Annotated in this window: 15 protein-coding genes; 3 read left to right on the top strand and 12 right to left on the bottom strand. The window is 70.4% G+C overall.

All coding sequences use genetic code 11. The features are described 5' to 3' along the window. Positions 1-123: 123 nt before the first annotated feature. Complete coding sequence (locus F1C76_11930) at positions 124-2,076, top strand: helicase (GenBank protein QNG39192.1); 1,953 nt, start codon at positions 124-126, stop codon at positions 2,074-2,076. 29 nt (positions 2,077-2,105) lie between these two features. After that, entirely contained in the window at positions 2,106-2,411 is a 306-nt protein-coding gene (locus F1C76_11925; protein ID QNG37205.1) for a hypothetical protein, read from the top strand. A gap of 115 nt (positions 2,412-2,526) precedes the next feature. Here F1C76_11925 and F1C76_11920 read toward each other — a convergent pair whose 3' ends face one another. The 12 genes from F1C76_11920 to F1C76_11865 all read right to left on the bottom strand — a co-directional run bounded on the left by F1C76_11920 (position 2,527) and on the right by F1C76_11865 (position 15,460). Next, positions 2,527-3,357: an HAD family hydrolase gene (locus F1C76_11920; GenBank protein ID QNG37204.1), complete on the bottom strand. Its 831-nt coding sequence runs from the start codon at positions 3,355-3,357 to the stop codon at positions 2,527-2,529. Next, positions 3,357-5,732 (bottom strand): phosphoribosyltransferase, encoded by a 2,376-nt coding sequence (locus F1C76_11915; GenBank protein QNG39191.1) that lies wholly within the window; start codon positions 5,730-5,732, stop codon positions 3,357-3,359. Before F1C76_11915 ends, F1C76_11920 begins: the two co-directional genes overlap by 1 nt. 104 nt (positions 5,733-5,836) lie before the next feature. Then, positions 5,837-6,994, bottom strand: coding sequence for an HpcH/HpaI aldolase/citrate lyase family protein (locus tag F1C76_11910; protein QNG39190.1), 1,158 nt, complete (start codon positions 6,992-6,994; stop codon positions 5,837-5,839). Positions 6,995-7,017: 23 nt separating this feature from the next. Continuing rightward, entirely contained in the window at positions 7,018-8,112 is a 1,095-nt protein-coding gene (locus tag F1C76_11905) for a hypothetical protein (GenBank protein ID QNG37203.1), read from the bottom strand. An 83-nt stretch (positions 8,113-8,195) separates the two neighbouring features. Further along, positions 8,196-8,750 (bottom strand): TerD family protein, encoded by a 555-nt coding sequence (locus tag F1C76_11900; protein QNG37202.1) that lies wholly within the window; start codon positions 8,748-8,750, stop codon positions 8,196-8,198. A gap of 54 nt (positions 8,751-8,804) precedes the next feature. Beyond that, positions 8,805-9,299 (bottom strand): hypothetical protein, encoded by a 495-nt coding sequence (locus tag F1C76_11895; protein ID QNG37201.1) that lies wholly within the window; start codon positions 9,297-9,299, stop codon positions 8,805-8,807. 29 nt (positions 9,300-9,328) lie between these two features. Then, complete coding sequence (locus F1C76_11890) at positions 9,329-10,555, bottom strand: toxic anion resistance protein (GenBank protein QNG37200.1); 1,227 nt, start codon at positions 10,553-10,555, stop codon at positions 9,329-9,331. Positions 10,556-10,607: 52 nt separating this feature from the next. Beyond that, complete coding sequence (locus F1C76_11885) at positions 10,608-11,183, bottom strand: TerD family protein (protein ID QNG37199.1); 576 nt, start codon at positions 11,181-11,183, stop codon at positions 10,608-10,610. Positions 11,184-11,271: 88 nt separating this feature from the next. Beyond that, positions 11,272-11,949 (bottom strand): tellurium resistance protein, encoded by a 678-nt coding sequence (locus F1C76_11880; protein QNG37198.1) that lies wholly within the window; start codon positions 11,947-11,949, stop codon positions 11,272-11,274. A 75-nt stretch (positions 11,950-12,024) separates the two neighbouring features. Continuing rightward, positions 12,025-12,603 carry a TerD family protein gene (locus F1C76_11875; protein ID QNG37197.1) on the bottom strand — a complete coding sequence of 193 codons (579 nt, stop codon included), beginning with the start codon at positions 12,601-12,603 and terminating at the stop codon, positions 12,025-12,027. A 27-nt stretch (positions 12,604-12,630) separates the two neighbouring features. Beyond that, entirely contained in the window at positions 12,631-13,206 is a 576-nt protein-coding gene (locus tag F1C76_11870) for a TerD family protein (protein QNG37196.1), read from the bottom strand. A 130-nt stretch (positions 13,207-13,336) separates the two neighbouring features. Continuing rightward, positions 13,337-15,460 carry a TerD family protein gene (locus tag F1C76_11865; GenBank protein QNG37195.1) on the bottom strand — a complete coding sequence of 708 codons (2,124 nt, stop codon included), beginning with the start codon at positions 15,458-15,460 and terminating at the stop codon, positions 13,337-13,339. A 115-nt stretch (positions 15,461-15,575) separates the two neighbouring features. On the opposite strand from F1C76_11865, the gene F1C76_11860 reads away from it, so the two are divergent. After that, entirely contained in the window at positions 15,576-16,649 is a 1,074-nt protein-coding gene (locus F1C76_11860; protein ID QNG37194.1) for a TerC family protein, read from the top strand. Positions 16,650-16,693: the final 44 nt, after the last annotated feature.

Here is a 16,693-nt window from a genome sequence, read left to right as displayed (position 1 = left end):
GGTGGGCACAGAACCGATGACGGCGCTGTTGCCCCCTGTGAGGTCCCGAGCGCAGCACTGCGCCGACCCGCCCTGTACCCGAAGGACACCGTGACCCCTCCCTCCCCCGCCGCCCGTCGCCGGGTGCGCACCCCCTCCGGCCGCCCCGGCAAGGCCGCCCGCCGTGCCGCCGACGAGGCGACCGCCCGCACCGCCGACAAGGCCGCCGCCCGCGACGAGCGCCGCGCCCAGCAGACCTGGGTCGACGGCGCCGAGCCCGCGCTGCCGGTGCGCACCACCCGGCCCGAGCACGTGGTCTTCCACCTCGGCCCCACCAACTCCGGCAAGACCTACGAGTCGCTGCAGGCCCTCGCGGCCGCCGGCTCCGGCGTCTACGCCGCCCCCCTGCGCCAGCTCGCGCACGAGGCGTACGCCAAGCTCTCCGCCCAGCTGCCCGCCGGCACCGTCGGTCTGTCGACCGGCGAGGAGGAGATCGACCCGTACGCGCCGATCGTCTGCTGCACGGTGGAGAAGGCCCCGCCGCGCGGTGACCTGCTGGTCCTCGACGAGTCGCACTGGGTCGCCGACCCCGACCGCGGCCACCACTGGGCCCGGCTGCTGCTGACCGGTGAGTACCGCGAGATGCACCTCATCTCCGCCGCCGAGGCGCTGCTGCTGCTGCGCCCGCTGGTCGCCGACGCCCAGCAGGTCGTCGTGGTCAACCACAAGCGGCTGTCCCGGCTCGACGTGCTGGAGCGGCCGGTCCGCCCGGCCCACGTGCAGGCCCAGACGCTGGTCGTCGCGTTCTCCCGCAAGACCGTCTACGCCGTCGCCGCGCAGCTCGACCCGCACCGCCAGGGGAAGGTCGGCGTCCTCTACGGGGCGCTGCCGCCGGCCACCCGGCGCGACGTCATCGACCGCTTCACCCGCGGCGAGCTCGAGGTGCTGGTCACCACCGACGTGATCGGGCACGGCATCAACGTGCCCGCGACGACGGTGCTGTTCGCCGAGACCACCAAGTACGACGGCACCGAGCTGCGCCCGCTGCGCACCTGGGAGGCCGCCCAGATCGCCGGTCGCGCCGGGCGGTACGGCCTCACCGGGCACGGCACCGTCGGCGTCCTCGGCGGCATCCCCGGCCTCAAGCCGGTGCCCTCCCTCGTCGTCGCCGGCGCCTCCGTCGCCCGCGGCGACGTGATGAGCGACCTGCCGCACCGCCGTCCGCGGCTGCGCCCGGAGCTCGAGGACCTCGGCGCGTTCGAGGCCGTCGACCTGCCCGAGGCGCTGACCCGCTGGGCCGCCTGGGCCCGCGCGGCCACCAAGGACTCCCAGGTCATGACGCCGGACGACGTCACCGGCCTGGTCATCCGGGTGCAGGCCCTGCTCCCGATGCTGCGCGGCCCGCTGGCCACCGACCTGTGGACGGTCTGGCGGTTGATCAACCTGGCCGTCGACCACGACCCGCCGCGCAAGGTGCGCTGGCTCGCGCTGGCCCGCGCCGCCCTGCAGCACGAAGCCGGGCTGCACGTCAGCCGCGAGCTGGTGCTGCCCGACGTCCCCCGCACCGCCACGGTGCAGGACTTCGAGATGGCCGCCGCGCAGGCCCGCGAGGCCCAGACGCTGCTCCGCTCCTTCCCCGGGGTCGCCGGCCTGACCAGCGAGGACGCCGCTGCCAACGAGCAGAAGTGCGCGCAGCGGATCACCGAGCTGCTGCCCGACGCGATCGCCATGTCCACCGCCGCGAAGTGCGTCGAGTGCGGGACGCCGATCGCGCCGTGGTTCACCACCTGCCGGGACTGCGGCACCCGCCCGGCCGGTCGGCCGGCTGCCTCGGACCGTCGTCCGCCGCGCGAGGGTGCTCCGGCCCGCTCCGGTCGCCCGTCCCGCTCGGGCTCGTCCTCGGGCGCCAAGTCCGGGGGGACGACGGGCGGCCGCAAGCCGCGCAAGTCCGACATCGGCGCCGGTGGCCGGCAGGACCCGAACGCGCACAACCGCGCCGACCGCGGCCGCGGCTCCGACGCCGGGCCCCCGCCCTCGGACCGGCCCAAGCACCGGCGCCGCGGGCGCTCGGGCGGAGGGCCCACGGGCGCTCGCTGAGACGTGCTGGGTGGCGGCATGATGCGGCCATGACCGTGATCTCGTTGCTGGAGCTGACCCTGTCCCCCGCTGCCGCCGCCGACTCGGAGGGGACCGGGCGCCTCCTCACCACCACCCTCGAGGCCACCCGCGCCTTCGCCGGCTGCCTCGGGGTGGAGGTGACGGTCGACGCCACCGACCCGGCCCACGTCGTGGTGGTGGAGCGCTGGGAGTCGCTGGAGCACGACGACGCCTACCGGGCCTGGCGCCAGACACCGGAGGGGGCCTCCCGGCTGGCGGAGGTGCTGGCGGCGGCGCCGCAGCTGACCCGGACCACCGTGATGGCCGGGGTCTGATCCCCCGCGACCTGCTCGAGCGGAGGGCGAGGGATTCGAACCCTCGAGGAGCTTTCACTCCCAGCGGGTTTCCGGCGACGCCAACGGCCCCACGCTGCGCGCATCAGCCAGCAAGCTAGAGCGGGGACACCATCCCGGCTCGACGCTCGCCGGCTTGCTCTGCGAACCAGGCCAGGACATCCTCCCCGGCCCTGATGCCCTGCGACTCGAGGGTCGTTACATGCGGCCGCGACCAACTGCGCTCCGCCAGCTCACCATGCCCCGGCCTGACGGCGGCGTCCGCAAACTCCAAGAGGTCGATGTCCAGGAGAGAGTCACCGGCAGCGAGCACACACCGAGCCCTCGCGCGTCGGGCCACTTCGGCGACCGCAGCGGACTTGGTCAGAACCGTCGGTACGAGATAGAGCTTGCGGCCCTGTAGCGAAACTCCCCACCCCGTCACACGGCCCCAGGCGCGCAGCTCGGCAAGCCTGTCCTCCGAGAACGCCGGCCGGTCGACAACGGCATAGCAAAACAGGCCGGGCACGGTGTACAGCCGCGCACTGAGGTCCGCCGAGCAGGCGCGAGCAAGTGCGGCGTGGGCCTCGTCGACCGCAGCAACCTTGGCCATGGCCGCGGCAACCGTCTCCGCCCACAGGTGATCGGGCTTCCCCTCCTCGAGCAGGACCCCACCATTCGCGGCCACGGCGTACCTGGGGGCCGGACCCGGCAGTCGGATCCGTGCCAGCTGCGCAGGGGTCCGGGTGGTCACCGGGACGACGCACCAGGCATCGGCCAGGGTCTCGTAACGGCTGGCCGCGAGCGCGGAGACGTACGAGATGGCCCGCCCGTCCAGGTGCTCCACCACCACCCAGGGCGGCTCCCCCGGCAACGGCTCTCCCGCCGCGTTCGCCGAGTAGATGAGCGTGCGGTCGAGATCCGTGGCGATGAGGACGTCGGCTGTCACTACGTGGCCCCGCCAGGGCGGATGACACCGATGCAGGAGAACGGCATGTCCGGACGCGTCTCGACCTCGACGCCGCGGTCGCTCGCCAGGTGGAGGACGTGAGCAAGCTCAGCCGTCCGGTCGGGCCGCACCAGCACCTTCCACGGCACACGGCGCAAGAGCACCCTGGTGGTCTCCCCGACCCCGGGCTTGACCAGGTTCAGGTCTGTGATGCCGAACCCCTGCGCGACCTCCTCCACAGCGGCCCAGCCGGCCCAGGTGGGGGCTCGGTCCACTGGGGCCGCCAGGTTGCGAGCCACATCGTCGACAACCGACTCGAAGTGGCTGGACACGACGTCCAAGAACCTGCCCGAGACGTCCTGGGCCGCAAGCTCGCGGTAGAACTTCGCACCGTGGTAACCGCCCGGCGGCACCAGGTCATCTCGGAGCACCGTCCGCGACACCAATCCGGAGACGGTGGAGTTCAAGCACGCCGAGGGGATGAGGAAGTCCTCTCGGGTGCCGAACAGCGACGTGCAGCCGCCGGGGTCCGCGACGACCGCGAGCTCGGGCCGGAAGCCGCGGGCCTGCTCACGTTCTGCTCCTCTCACCGCCGCCGACAGCTCGCGGGTGATCGCCCCTTTACCCGTCCACCCGTCGACGAAGACCACGTCGGCTGGGTCGTAGTGGGCTGCCAGGTGGTCGAGCGCTCGGGGGTCCAGCCCACGTCCCCGGACGATGGAGACGGTCAGGTGGGGGACGTCGATCCGGCGCAGGGCCGCCCAGCGCCGCATCAGCACACCGATGGGCGTGCCCGCGCGAGCCAGCGACACCAGCACCGGGGGCCGGGACCGGCCAGCGAGCACCACCTCGGTCACCACACCCACCGCTGTAGCGAGACGGGAAGCGGAGGCCGCCAGAGCCTGCTCGAACAGTTCCAGGTAGGCAGGACCGGGCTGGTACTCCACAGGCAAGGACTCCGAGTAATGCGCACGGCCAGCCTGGATGGCACGTTCGCGATCCTCCACCGGGGCTTCCAGCGATAGGTGCGAGAGATCGGTGAGCAGCCAGCCCACCTCGTCAGGGGCGTAGGAACCGAAGGTCGGGCCACGCAGGGGCTCCGGGGTGGGCCGATGGCTGGGGACGGTCACCACCACAACCGGCCCGTCGACGACCGACGCCAACACGGAGGGCAGCGCAGACGGATCGTCACTCCAATCTCGACTCGCGTCGTCGACCACGAGGACGGCGGCGGCGAAGGCACCGACCCCCACAGGCGGGGCCACGTTGTACGCGAAGCGTGGACCCGGGCCATCCGCGGGCCGATCGTGGCTGGGGAAGCGCACAACTGACCGGACGGCGTACCCAGGGTCGTCGACCGCCAGCACCGGGGAGCGGCTGGTGCTCGACACGACCACGTCGACCCCGCGAGCGGACAGCTCGCCGGCAACTCGCACCGGTAGGTAGACCAGTTCCTCACTGCCGAGGACCAGCACCCGGCCGGCGACTGGGCCCAGCGCCCCGACCACCTGGGCGGCGATCCCGGGGAGGGCCGACTCCATCGCGCGACGGTCGGCAGGGGTGAAGCCGTGCCGGCCGCCGTCCCGGATTCCGGAACCGGTGTGCACTTCCGCAACTGGTCCTCCGGCGTCCGGGCTGGGGGGTGCGTCATCCCCGGCAAGGCGCTGGGCGACCAACTTCCTCCCGCGGGCCAAGACGTCGACGGGCAGATCGACCACCCCGGTTGCCAGCGCCACCACGTCGATCTGTACGCCCAGCGAGTCGGCGAAGCGGTCCAGCTCCACGCGGGCCTCGGCCGTTCGCAGGTCGACCAGACTGGCCACGACCCACCGGTGCCGCGGCGCGACTGCCTGGATTCCCCGAATGGTGTCCATGACCGTGGCCCCGGTCGACAACTCGTCGTCTACCAGCACGACCGGGCGATCCCCGGCGAACAGGCCGGGATCGTCGGGCAGCAAGAGGTGGCCAGTCGCGTGCGAGTGCACCTCCTCGAACGTGCCAAAGGGTGTCGTGCCGACCGGTCGGCGCGTCGAGTGCAGGACATCAGTGTCGAGCGCATCGGCGACCAGGTGGCCCAGGCCTGTCGCAGTCTCGGCGTAGCCGAGCACGAGCACGTCGCACGGAGCGCGATCGGTGGTCCACCGGGTGAGCTCGACCAGGCTGGCCGGAGCGCCGCTGTCTCCGCGGACGGCGGCTGCGAGGAGGTCCCCGCCAGCGGCGGCCACGCCGCTGTCGACCCCGGCCAGACGGTCGGCGACCAGTCGGCCGAGCAGCATGCCGGCCCCGCGCACGACGTCGGGGTCGGCCGGCACGTGCTTGCCCAGCACCCGGCTGACCAGCAGATGGGCACGCCGCGGGTTGACCCGCACGGCCATCCCCACCAGGTCGGTGACGTTCAGGGACCCTGCTGCGTCGGTGGTGGTGACGACGATGTCGAGCTCACCGCACACCCACTCCCCGGTCCAGGGCGAGCCGGCGGTCACGGGTGCATCCCGGCGCCGAGCAGGTCGACGAAGGAGGTCGTGGGCCGAGCTACGCCGAACACCTGCGCTCGTTGCACCAGTCGGTGGGCCCAGGCCCGGTGCGGCTTGGACTCGTTCATCTTGTTCCGGTACGACGACGCGGCCACCCCGCCGCCGGCCCCGGCACCGAGGATGTCGAGGGCATCGGCGTGCTCCTCGTGCGGCACGACCGACAGTGCGTGCACGGCGGCCACGTGGGTGGGGTGTATGACCGTTTTGCCGTTGAGGCCGTTGGCTTGGTCGAGCACCACCTCACGGATCAGACCGTCCAGGTCGCGGGCGAGCAGGTCGGCTCGCAGCGACCGCTCTTCGAGCTCGCGGAACGGCGTCTCGCGCAGCTGGGGCTTGAAGACCCGGTCGGGGCTGTTGAAGTACTCCCACACCGGGCCGGTGACCACGTGGCCGGTGCCGTCGGCCCGGCCCAGCACGTTGACCACGTCGGCGATGACGTCAGCGACCACCCGGACCTCGTAGACGGTGAGCTCGCGGCGGCGTCTCAAGCCGAACGCTGCGGACAGGTCGGTCGCCCCGATCCGGACGGCGAGCACCTCGGCCCGGTGCTCGGCGAGCAGGTCGCGCACCTGGACCAGGGCGTCGACCCGGGTCTCGGCGTGCGCCATCTCCCGGGACTCCACGACGGGCATGACCCGCAAGGGCCGACCCAGCCGGGCCGACGCCGCCCGTACCGCCTCGAGGAAGGCTGGGCCGGTGGCGCCCGTGAACTTGGGCAGCACGAAACCGGTGAGGACCGCGGCGGTGTCCCCCAGCGCGTCGATGAGCTCGCCGACCTGCTCGGCGCAGCGGACCCGGATGAACACCAGAGGCAGGAGCGGGTCGGCGGCCAGGTCCCGGACGTGGTGCACCAGGTTGGCCTGCGCGGTCTTGACGTCAGCGTCTGCGATCGCGTCCTCCAGGCACAGCACGACGCTGGTCACCCCGGCGGCTTGCTGCCGGCGGACGTCGCCGGCAAGCGCCGGCCGGTCGGCGGGCAGGTAGAGCGTGGCTCCCAACGCCAGCGCGAGGACCTCGGGGTCGCCTTCGGGGTCCACCGGCTGAGGCGGCTGCAGGAAGAGACGGTGCTCGTCGGCGGGGTCCAGGTGCGCGAAGTGCCGCAGCGGGAGCGGCCTGACGGGAGCGCTCACAGCACCGGGGTGCGGGCGTCGGCCCAGGTGATGGCCCGGAAGCCATAGGCCTGCGCGACGTCGCGGACCAGGCCGCGGACGGGGTCGAGCTCCGCGCGGACCACGAACTCGCCGTCCACGACGTAGACGGACGAGAGGACGACGGGGCCGTCGTGTTGGGCCAGGTCCAGGGGGATCTCCACCCGGGAGCCTCCGTGGGTGGACAGCAACAGGGTCCCGCCCCAAGCCAGCGAGGACTCGGACGCCGACACCGCGTAGACGACGAACCGGCGCAATGACCGGCTCTGGCGCAGGTCGACCCGGATCTGGTCGAACTCGCCGCGGCCGGCTTCGAGCACCGGCCGGCGCGAACGCGGCGGAGCCGTCGGGATGCCCACAGTGCGGCTGACCACGCCGGAGCTGCCGTCAGCCAGTTGGTGCACCGCGCCCAGTACGAGGTCACCGACGGCTGGCGAGCAGATCGCGGTGATGGTGAGCGCCCCGACCCCGGACTGCACGCGGTCGAGCGTGACCGTGGGCTCCCGCGGCGTCAGGATCACCCGCCCCCCCGGCGGCACACGCGGGACGCTGCGGACCACCGGCTCGAGCCGCGGGGGCGGTGCCGGGGTCCGCGGCACCCGGTTCCTCGAGGCCTCGGGGAAGAGGTCGAGGTCGGAGGACTCAGGGCGGGCGGCGGACGGCGGAGCGACCGGCGGGTCGGACACGGCCAGGTCGGCGGACACGGGGGCCTGCAACGGGCCGGGGCGCGGTGCCCGCTCGAACAGGTCCAGGTCCGACGAGGAGAGGTCGAGGTCCTCGCTGACCTGACGCGACGCGGGCCGCACAGTGCTCGGCGGCGACAGGTCCACCTGGTCGCCGCCCGGCGGGGCCACGGGGGCCGGTGCGCGTGGAGTGGTCGGTCGGGCCGACGGCGGACCGGACAGGTCCAGCGGGTCAGCGGCCGGCGTCATGAGGTGCAGGTCCCCGGCCGGGGCCGGGCGGTGGACCTGCGGCAGGGCCGGTTCCGGGGTGGCCGTCGGCTCAGGCTGCCGGCGGGTGGTCCGGCCGGCCAAGAAGTCGGCCAACCCGACCGACCCGGTGGCGGGAGACACCGCACCTGTCTCGGGTTGACGGCGGCTCCGGTGGCGCAGCCAATCGAGGTCCGGGCGGGCGGGCGCGTCCCCGGGGACGGTGGTCACAGTGGTAACCCGTAGTCGGCGGCGATGCCGCTGATCCCGTTGCGGTAGCCCTCGCCGACCACCTTGAACTTCCAGTCGCCGCCGTGCCGGTAGACCTCGCCTAGCACCAGCGCGGTCTCAGCCTGGAGCACCGGGGCGAGGTCTTCCGAGCGGACGAGCTCGCGGTGGGTGCGCGCGTCCCGGACCACGACGGACACCGCGCGCAGCTGGCCCAGAGTGCGGCGCTGCGGCGTCCCTTCGTTGACGTAGACCACGGCAACCAGCCGCGAGACCTCGGCAGGCACGCCGCGCAGGTCGATCTCGATCTGCTCCTGGTCGCCGTCCAGGGCCTCGTCGCGGGCGGCCACGGACTCCTCGGGCGAGGTCAGCTGGTTGAAGAACACCATGTGCCGCGCGGACAGCACCCGGCTGTCAGGCCCACACAGCAGCAGCGCGAGGACGAGGTTGTCAGTGAGCACGCGTTCGCTGCCGGCGTCCCAGGCCACCCCGACGACCAGGCTGGTCAGGCCAGGGATCTCCCTGGTCAGGGCCACATTGGCCCCGCGGGTCATGCGTGCCACGGTGCTCGCCTCTCATGTCGTGCGGGTCGGTTCACGGGGCTCGGGTCACAGGTCCAGGTCGGAGCCGGAGAACTTCGTGCGCAAGAAGCTGCCCTGAGTCATCAGCACGTCCACGTCCTGCCGCCGGGCCGCCTCCAGCACCTGCTCAGCGGCCCCCTCCAGCGAGCCGAGCTGAGTGGCGAGCGACTGGGTGGGGGTCATGCCTGAGGCCGCTGGGACGTCGACCAAGTCGGGGTCGAGAGCGGTGAAGCCCCGGACCGTGGTGGGTAGGTAGTCGGTGGCGGTGGCCCGCACCGAGATGGCCGCGTAGACGTCCAGCGGCCGGACGTCAGAGGTGCGTACCACCTCCGTCAGCAGGTCGGTGATTCGACGTGCCGCCACGACCGACGCCACCGGCAGGTCGCCGGCGGCGGCATTGACCAGTCGGACGGCGCCGGCGATCTCGGCGTGCAGGGCGGACGGGGTGTCCTCCTGGTCGACCCCCGGCTGGCCGACGACCGGAGTCGGCTCGGGCTCTTCGCTACGCCGGAACCAGGGCACGTTGCCACTCCCTGGTGCTCACGAACAGGTCACCCCTCGATGGCCTCGTTCGCACGGACCCGCGCCAGATACGGCTGGGCCCGCTCCAGCTGGCCCTCCAGCGCCCGGACCGTGTCGGCCATGGAGGTCACGGCCTGTGCCCGGAAGGTGTCGACGGCGTCCATGGTGGCGAAGACGTTGTCGAATGCCGCCTGCAGCTTTGCGACGTCGATGGTCGACGCAGCCGCTTGCTGGTTGATCGCCGCTCCCTGCACCCGCAGCTGCTCCGACGTGGACTGGATCAGATCCGAGGTCACGGTGTTCAGCGCGTTGATCTGGTCGAGGACCAACTTCTGGCGACTGAGCGCCTGGGACACGATGACCGCGGTACGCAGGGCGGCAATGGTCGTCGTCTGGGCGCGGTCGACACCGCGGATGAGCTCCAGGTTGTTCCGCCGGATGAGATCGAGAGCCATGTACCCCTGCACGGATACGGCGAGCTGAGTCGTGATGTCCTGGCGGCGCTGCCGGACTGGGAACAGCGCGTCTGCCCGCACGGTGTTCGCGTCGTCGCCGAGGCCGGCGGCCTCCAGCTCTGCGACCTTCCCCTCCAACGCCTCGTCCAGGGCGGTGGCCAACTCGTTGTACTCCCGGAGCTTGCCCATCGTCGTCCACATGTTGGCCTTCTCGGTCTCGATGGCCGCGTTGTCCTTGCGCAGCTCGTCCTGACCGGAGTCCAGCGCTTTGATGATCGCATTGAGGTGGGACTGGGCAGACTTGTACTTGTCGAAGTAGCGATCGATCTTGTCCCCACCCGGAAGCCACTTCAACACCTTCTTGACCCCGCTGAGATCCGACCGTTTGGGGTCGAGCTCGGTCACCGTGTGCCGAAGGTCTATCAGGGTGTTGGACACCCGAGTCACGGCGTCTCCGCTCTTGCCCTTGGCACCCATGGCCGCGGCAGGCCGGTCGAGCATCCGGTTGGAGACTGCAGCCGAGGCCCGCATCTCCTTGCCGCCCATGGCCGTGATCGAGCCGACCTTCTGCGCAAAGGCGGGGCTCTTGGTGTCCAGCGACACCAGGTCGGTCACGAAGGCGTTGGCCTTGCTGCGCAGCTCGATCTGCTTGGAGCTCTCCAGCGTGACTGCCCCAGCGGCCTGCTCAGGGGCGACGACGACCACCGGCGCGGGCGGCGTCAGGACCAAAGCCCCCGCAGCGGGCGCGGGTTGCCCACCGGGGGACGGTGCGGACGAAGTACCGAGGTCCAGCTCGGACATGGTGGCTTGCCTCCTGAGGCGACGAGCGAACGGGAACGGAGAGAAGGGGGCGCTACAGGCTGCCGGAAATGGCCGGGAGCAGGTCGCGGAAAGTACGACCCGAGGCCGGGACGCCCAGAGCGGTCATCGACCAGCCTGCGCCGTCGCGGGACACCTTGGACATGATCTGGGCGTTGTGCCGGCCGGAACCACTAAGTTCGTAGCGAGCGATCTCGGTCTCGCTGGTCTCGTCGATGAGCCGGCAGAACGCGTTGGCGATCTGGGAGAAGTCCTGACCGGTGAAGGAGTTCACCGTGCAGACCAACGTGGTGACCGTGGCCGGGAGCTTGGTGAGATCGACACGGATGGACTCGTCGTCGCCGTCTCCGGCGCCGGTTCGGTTGTCGCCGGTGTGCTGGACCGAGCCGTCCTTGCTGCGCAGCTGCTGGAACCAGACCTGGTCGACCAGCTTGCCGGCGGCGTCGAACATCAGGACCGAAGCGTCGAGGTCGACCGACTGGTCACGGCTGCCGAAGAAGCCCTTCTTCTTGATGGCGTCCCAGCCCAGACCCATCCGGACACGGGTCAGCTGGCCACCGTCCCGCTTGGCCAGCGAGACCTTCTGGCCCTTGCTCAAGTTGACGCTCATGGGGACTCCTCGTGTCGGGGTGTGGTTGGAGGTGGGCGATGACCGGAGGGCCTTGGGTCTGCTCGGCCCGGAAGGCAGGGTGGGGTTGTTACTTGCGGGCTGAGCTCCAACGGATGCCCCACCCGTAAGCGGCGTCGAGCTGGGGCTGCGCCCCGTCGACGTAGCGGACCTCACGGCGGATGGAGAAGTCCCCGGCCGATGGTGCGAGCAGCGCGACCGCGCAACTGGTGGCCCCGGCGCGCGGCTCGTCGAGAGCCACCTCGATCAGCGGCCCGTCCGGGGGCGTGAGCGTGACCAGCGCCTGAGCCGCGGCCCAGTTGGGAACGCCCTCGTAGATGTAAGCGAACACGAGAACGCGGGTGATGTGGGGGGCGTACTGCAGGTCGATGAACAAGTTCTCGCCGCCGGAGTTCGCCCCCGACCGGTCGTCCCCGTCCAGCCAGACGGCCGGGGACGGCGCTCCTGGCAGACCCGCATGGAAGGAGTTCCCGAGCGCTTGGACGACGCCCCTGCTCCCGTCGGAGAACTCGTACAGGCAACCCAGGTCGAGGTCGATGTCAGGCTCACGACGCGCGAAGAAGCCGCTCTGCTGACCCGGCGGGCGGGCGGTCCAGTTGAGGTTCACCCGGAGGACTCCGCCGGCGGAGGCCCTCTTGGTCAGCGAGACCGTCGGCGCGGACTTGGTCAGCGTGACCTTGCCTGACGGTCCGGCCGACGGGGGCTGGGGCGATGGCCCAGCGGAGCGCTTGGTGTAGTCGATGGGCACGGCATGCCTCGTCTCTCGCCCCGGCCTCCCGGGGTGTCCTCGTGGGTGGGCCGATGTCGGCCCCGGGTGTGGCGGTCAGCCGACGTTGACCCCGAAGTCCCGGGCGATGCCGCCCAGACCCGAGGTGTAGCCCTGGCCGACAGCGCGGAACTTCCAATCACCGGAGTGCCGGTAGATCTCACCGAAGATCATGGCGGTCTCGGTGGATGCATCCTCGGACAGGTCGTAACGGGCGATCTCCGCGCCGTCGGCCTGATTCACCACTCGGATGTAGGCATTGCGCACCTGACCGAAAGACTGGCCTCGCCCATCGGCGTCGTAGATCGACACTGCGAACACGATCTTGTCGACAGCTGCGGGCACGACGGGCAGGGCGACCGTCAGCGCCTCGTCGTCACCGTCACCCTCACCGGTCAAGTTGTCTCCCGTGTGGGTCACCGACCCGTCCGGCGACGTGAGGTTGTTGAAGAAGACGAAGTGCGCGTCGCTCAACACCCTTCCGCCGGCGTCGACCAACAGCGCTGAAGCATCCAGGTCGAAAGCGTTCCCTGACGTCGTCCTGGCATCCCATCCCAGGCCGACGAGGGCCGCGGTCAGACCGGGCGCCTCCTTGGTCAACGAGACGTTGCCGCCCTTGCTGAGGCTCACACTCATGATCTGCTCCCCCGTCCCAGTCCCGGATCAGACGTTGACGCCGAAGTCGGCGGCGATGCCGCCGAGTCCGGTGGAGTAGCCCTGGCCAACGGCCCGGAACTTCCACTCCGATCCGTTGCGGTAGAGCTCCCCGAACACCATGGCGGTCTCGGTGGAGGCGTCCTCCGAGAGGTCGTATCGGGCGATCTCAGCGTTGTCAGCCTGGTTGATCACCCGGATGAAGGCGTTGCGGACCTGACCAAAGCTCTGCCCACGACTCTCGGCCTCGTAGATCGACACGGGGAAGACCACTCGGTCGAGGTCTGCCGGAGCGCCGGCGAGATCGACCTTGATCTGCTCGTCGTCACCGGCACCTTCGCCAGTGACGTTGTCCCCGGTGTGCTCGATGGCTCCGTCGGGGCTCCGCAGGTTGTTGAAGAACACGAAGTGCTCGTCAGAGGCGACCTTGCCGTCGGGTCGGCACCCGATGGCAGAGGCGTCGAGGTCGAAGGCCTTGCCGTCGGTGGTCCTGGCGTCCCAGCCGAGACCGACCGTCACCGCACGGAGGCCGGGGGCCTCCTTGGTCAGAGAGACGTTGCCACCCTTGCTCAAGCTGACTGCCACGCGATTGTCTCCGTCTTCTTCCCGTTGGATGGGGCGCCGGTCGAACGGCGCAACCCTGTGACGCCGGACACCGGCGCCTGTGAGCGATCCTAAGCAGCCTCGGTACCGGAGGCGCGGCGGTCCGCCGGTCTCAAGGTCGGTCACCGCCTGCGGGTTCCAGCTCGGTGGCCGCGGCGTCCGCAGAGTCGTCTTCCACCACGTCGTCGGGAAGGCGAGGTGCTTTGGCCACCCACGGCCTGATGGGTTGCACGACGTAGCCGTAGAAGTCCTCGACGGCCGAGATCACGCTGGGGATGAACGCCCCCCGCACTCCGGACCGCTTGGTCCCCATCGGGACGCTGCGGGTCAGTTGGAAGGACGACAGCGCGACCCGTGTCGTGGGTGCGAGGCAGGCAGCGTCGGTTCTGACGAGCTGCAGTTGCTCACAGGTCGGCGGAGCAGCGCCATCAAACCCCGCCTCGACCAGTAGATCCGCAGGGGCATCGGCGAGCTGCTTGACCAGCCAGCTGATGCGGCGGTGGTTGGTGCCTTCCTGCGGAGCGGGCACACGGGTGGAGGTGAGCACCTGCCCAGTGCGCAGGTCGGCCACCACCTCCACCGTGCCGACAGCTCCGGGGACCCGCAGCGTGGCCTCCAGGCGTCCGGTGCTGGCCAACGACTCCACCCCCGCGCGGGTCCGGGCATCAGGGTCGGTCGCCAGCCGTCGCGGCAGCACGTGAGCGACGTCCACTCCGAGTTCCGCGGTGAGCCGTAGACACAGCTGCCGGACCAACCGGATCCAGGCGTCGACAGCGGACGGGACCTTTCGGTCACCAGGACGCAACGTGCCGGCGGCCACGGCCTCGCGGACCGGGACCCAGGCCACGCCCATGTCGTCGAACCCGGCAGCGCCGGACCGAGGGTGCTGGACGTAACGGAGGAACTCATGGAGCAGCCAGGCCTGCCCGGCATCCGCCACCCCGCGGTGGTTGAGGACCATGTGCGCCTCGTGCACCACCTCTGCCCAGGACAGGTGGTGGAGCGTGACCTTTGCGAGCTTTCTACGGTCAACGGTGACCGGGTGCTCATTCACCCCGGGCGCGATCTCGTTGGACAGCGTTATGACAGCGTCGTAACCCTCGTGTCGGGCTACGTCCAGATAGCTCTCGATCTGCTCACGGCGGAGCTGCCCACTCCCCGTCTTGGTCTCCAGCAGTGCTGTCCACAGACGCGCCCCGCGCTGGACACGGATGACGCCATCGGGGACGACCAGCGACTCGCCCCGGTGGAACGGGACCTCGAGATAGGACTCGAGGAGACCTGACGGAGCCCCGAATCGAGCAGTGATCCCCCGACCAAATGGGCGCACGGCCATCATCGTGGCCAAGAGCGCAGAGGTGGCCCGCTTCTCCTGCTCGGCAGCGTTCCCCACCCCCGAGATGGAGAACAAGCGAGCAGCCCCCCACGTGTCGGCACCGGCGAGCTTCAGTGCCGGCGGCACAACTCGGCTAGGGGGCTGTTTGCGCGTCCGCACGCCCGCACGAACCGTGCGCACCCCCACCACTTCGCGATCACCCAGAGAGGGGGCGGGCGTCATCCGGGGAGCCGTTGGCTCCACCACGACCGCCATCGGAGCAGCGGCTTCTGCGGCGAGCTCGATGACGATGACGTCGTCGCCGGCTCCCTCTGGTGTCTGCTCCGGTTCGCCAGTGGCCTGCGGGGTGGCGACGTCCAGTTCCATCTCGTCCGCCACCGTGACACCCAGGTCGGTAGCCAGTCCGGCGAGGCCCCTCGCCCATCCTTGTGCCACAGCTCGGACCCGCCACGACCCATTCCGCCGGTATATCTCGCCGAGCACCATGGCCGTCTCTGCGTCAGCCCCGACAATTCGGTGGGAGGCGAGCGGACTGCCGTTCTGGTCGCAGACCAGCAGGATGCACTCCTTGACGTCGGCAAAGGTCCCAGAGGCAACGCTGGCCGCCAAGGCCACGGTCACAACGTCCACGGGCAGCGACTCGAGGTCGATCGCCAGACTCTCTTGGCCCCCGTGTTCAGTGAGTGCACTACCCAAATGGCGAACGCCGCCGTCCTCAGACGTGGGCTGGTTGTAAAAGACCATGTCTGCGTCGTTCCGCACACGCCCTGAGGACGTCAGTAGCAGCGCCGACGCATCAACCTCCACCTCGGACTGCCCCCAGGCGATGACGCAGCGGACCCCAGGGGTTCCCTCAGCGAGTGGAGTGTTGGCTCCTTTGCTCAGCTCGATCGCCTGCACGGCCGCAGCCTATGAGTCGGAGAGCTGGAATCCACCGTTCCGACACCGCAGCGCGCCGCGCGGGTATTGGCCAGGACCCGCCCCGTCCCGTCTCCTCGACGTAATGTGCTCGAACGTGGAGCTCCCGGTCTGGTTCGAGATCGGCACGTTCGTGGGACTCACCGTCCTGCTGCTGGCCGACCTCGCCATCGTTGCCCGTCGTCCGCACGAACCCTCGGTGCGGGAGGCCAGCATCTGGGTGACGTTCTACATCGCCCTGGCCCTGCTGTTCGGCCTGGTGCTGCTGGTGGTCACCAACGGGGACTTCGCGACCCAGTTCTACGCGGGCTGGCTCACCGAGTACTCGCTGTCGGTGGACAACCTCTTCGTATTCGTGATCATCATGGCCCGCTTCAAGGTGCCCAGGAAGCTGCAGCAAGAGGTCCTGATGGTCGGGATCATCATCGCCCTGGTGCTGCGCGGGATCTTCATCCTGCTCGGCGCCGCGGTGATCGAGCGGTTCACCTGGGTCTTCTACATCTTCGGCGCGTTCCTGGTCTACACCGCCATCAACCTGATCCGTGGAAGTGGCGAGGACGAGGACTACGAGGAGAACGCCCTCATCCGGCGGCTGAAGAAGGTCCTGCCGATGACGGCGGACTTCCACGGCAACAAGATCCGGGTGGAGAAGGGCGGCAAGAAGCTCTTCACCCCGATGATCGTGGTCTTCCTCGCGCTGGGGACGACGGACCTGCTCTTCGCGCTGGACTCCATCCCGGCCATCTTCGGGCTGACCCGCGAGGCGTTCATCGTCTTCACCGCCAACGTCTTCGCCCTCATGGGCCTGCGGCAGCTGTACTTCCTGCTCGGCGGGCTGCTCAAGCGGCTGGTCTACCTCTCCTACGGCCTCGCGGTGATCCTGGCCTTCATCGGCGTCAAGCTGATCCTCGAGGCTGTGCATGACAACTCGCTGCCGTTCATCAACGGCGGGGAGCCGATCGAGGCGGTCCCGGAGATCCCGATCTGGCTGTCGCTGGCGGTCATCCTCGGCGTGCTGGTGATCGCCACCGTCGCTTCGCTGCTCAAGACCCGCGGCCAGCTCCCCCCGCCCGCAGATGGCGACGCCACGCCTCAGGAGCGGCCGACCAGCAAGCCCGGTCTGTCCGAGACGAGCCTCCAGCCGGGTGAGCAGGAGACCACCGGCCGGTGACGGGTCAGCCCTGACGAGGCTGACGGCGAGCTAGGCGTCGACGT

Source organism: Geodermatophilaceae bacterium NBWT11 (assembly GCA_014218215.1).
Taxonomy (GTDB): Bacteria; Actinomycetota; Actinomycetes; order Mycobacteriales; family Geodermatophilaceae; genus Klenkia.
This window is presented reverse-complemented; position numbering and strand designations above follow the sequence as displayed.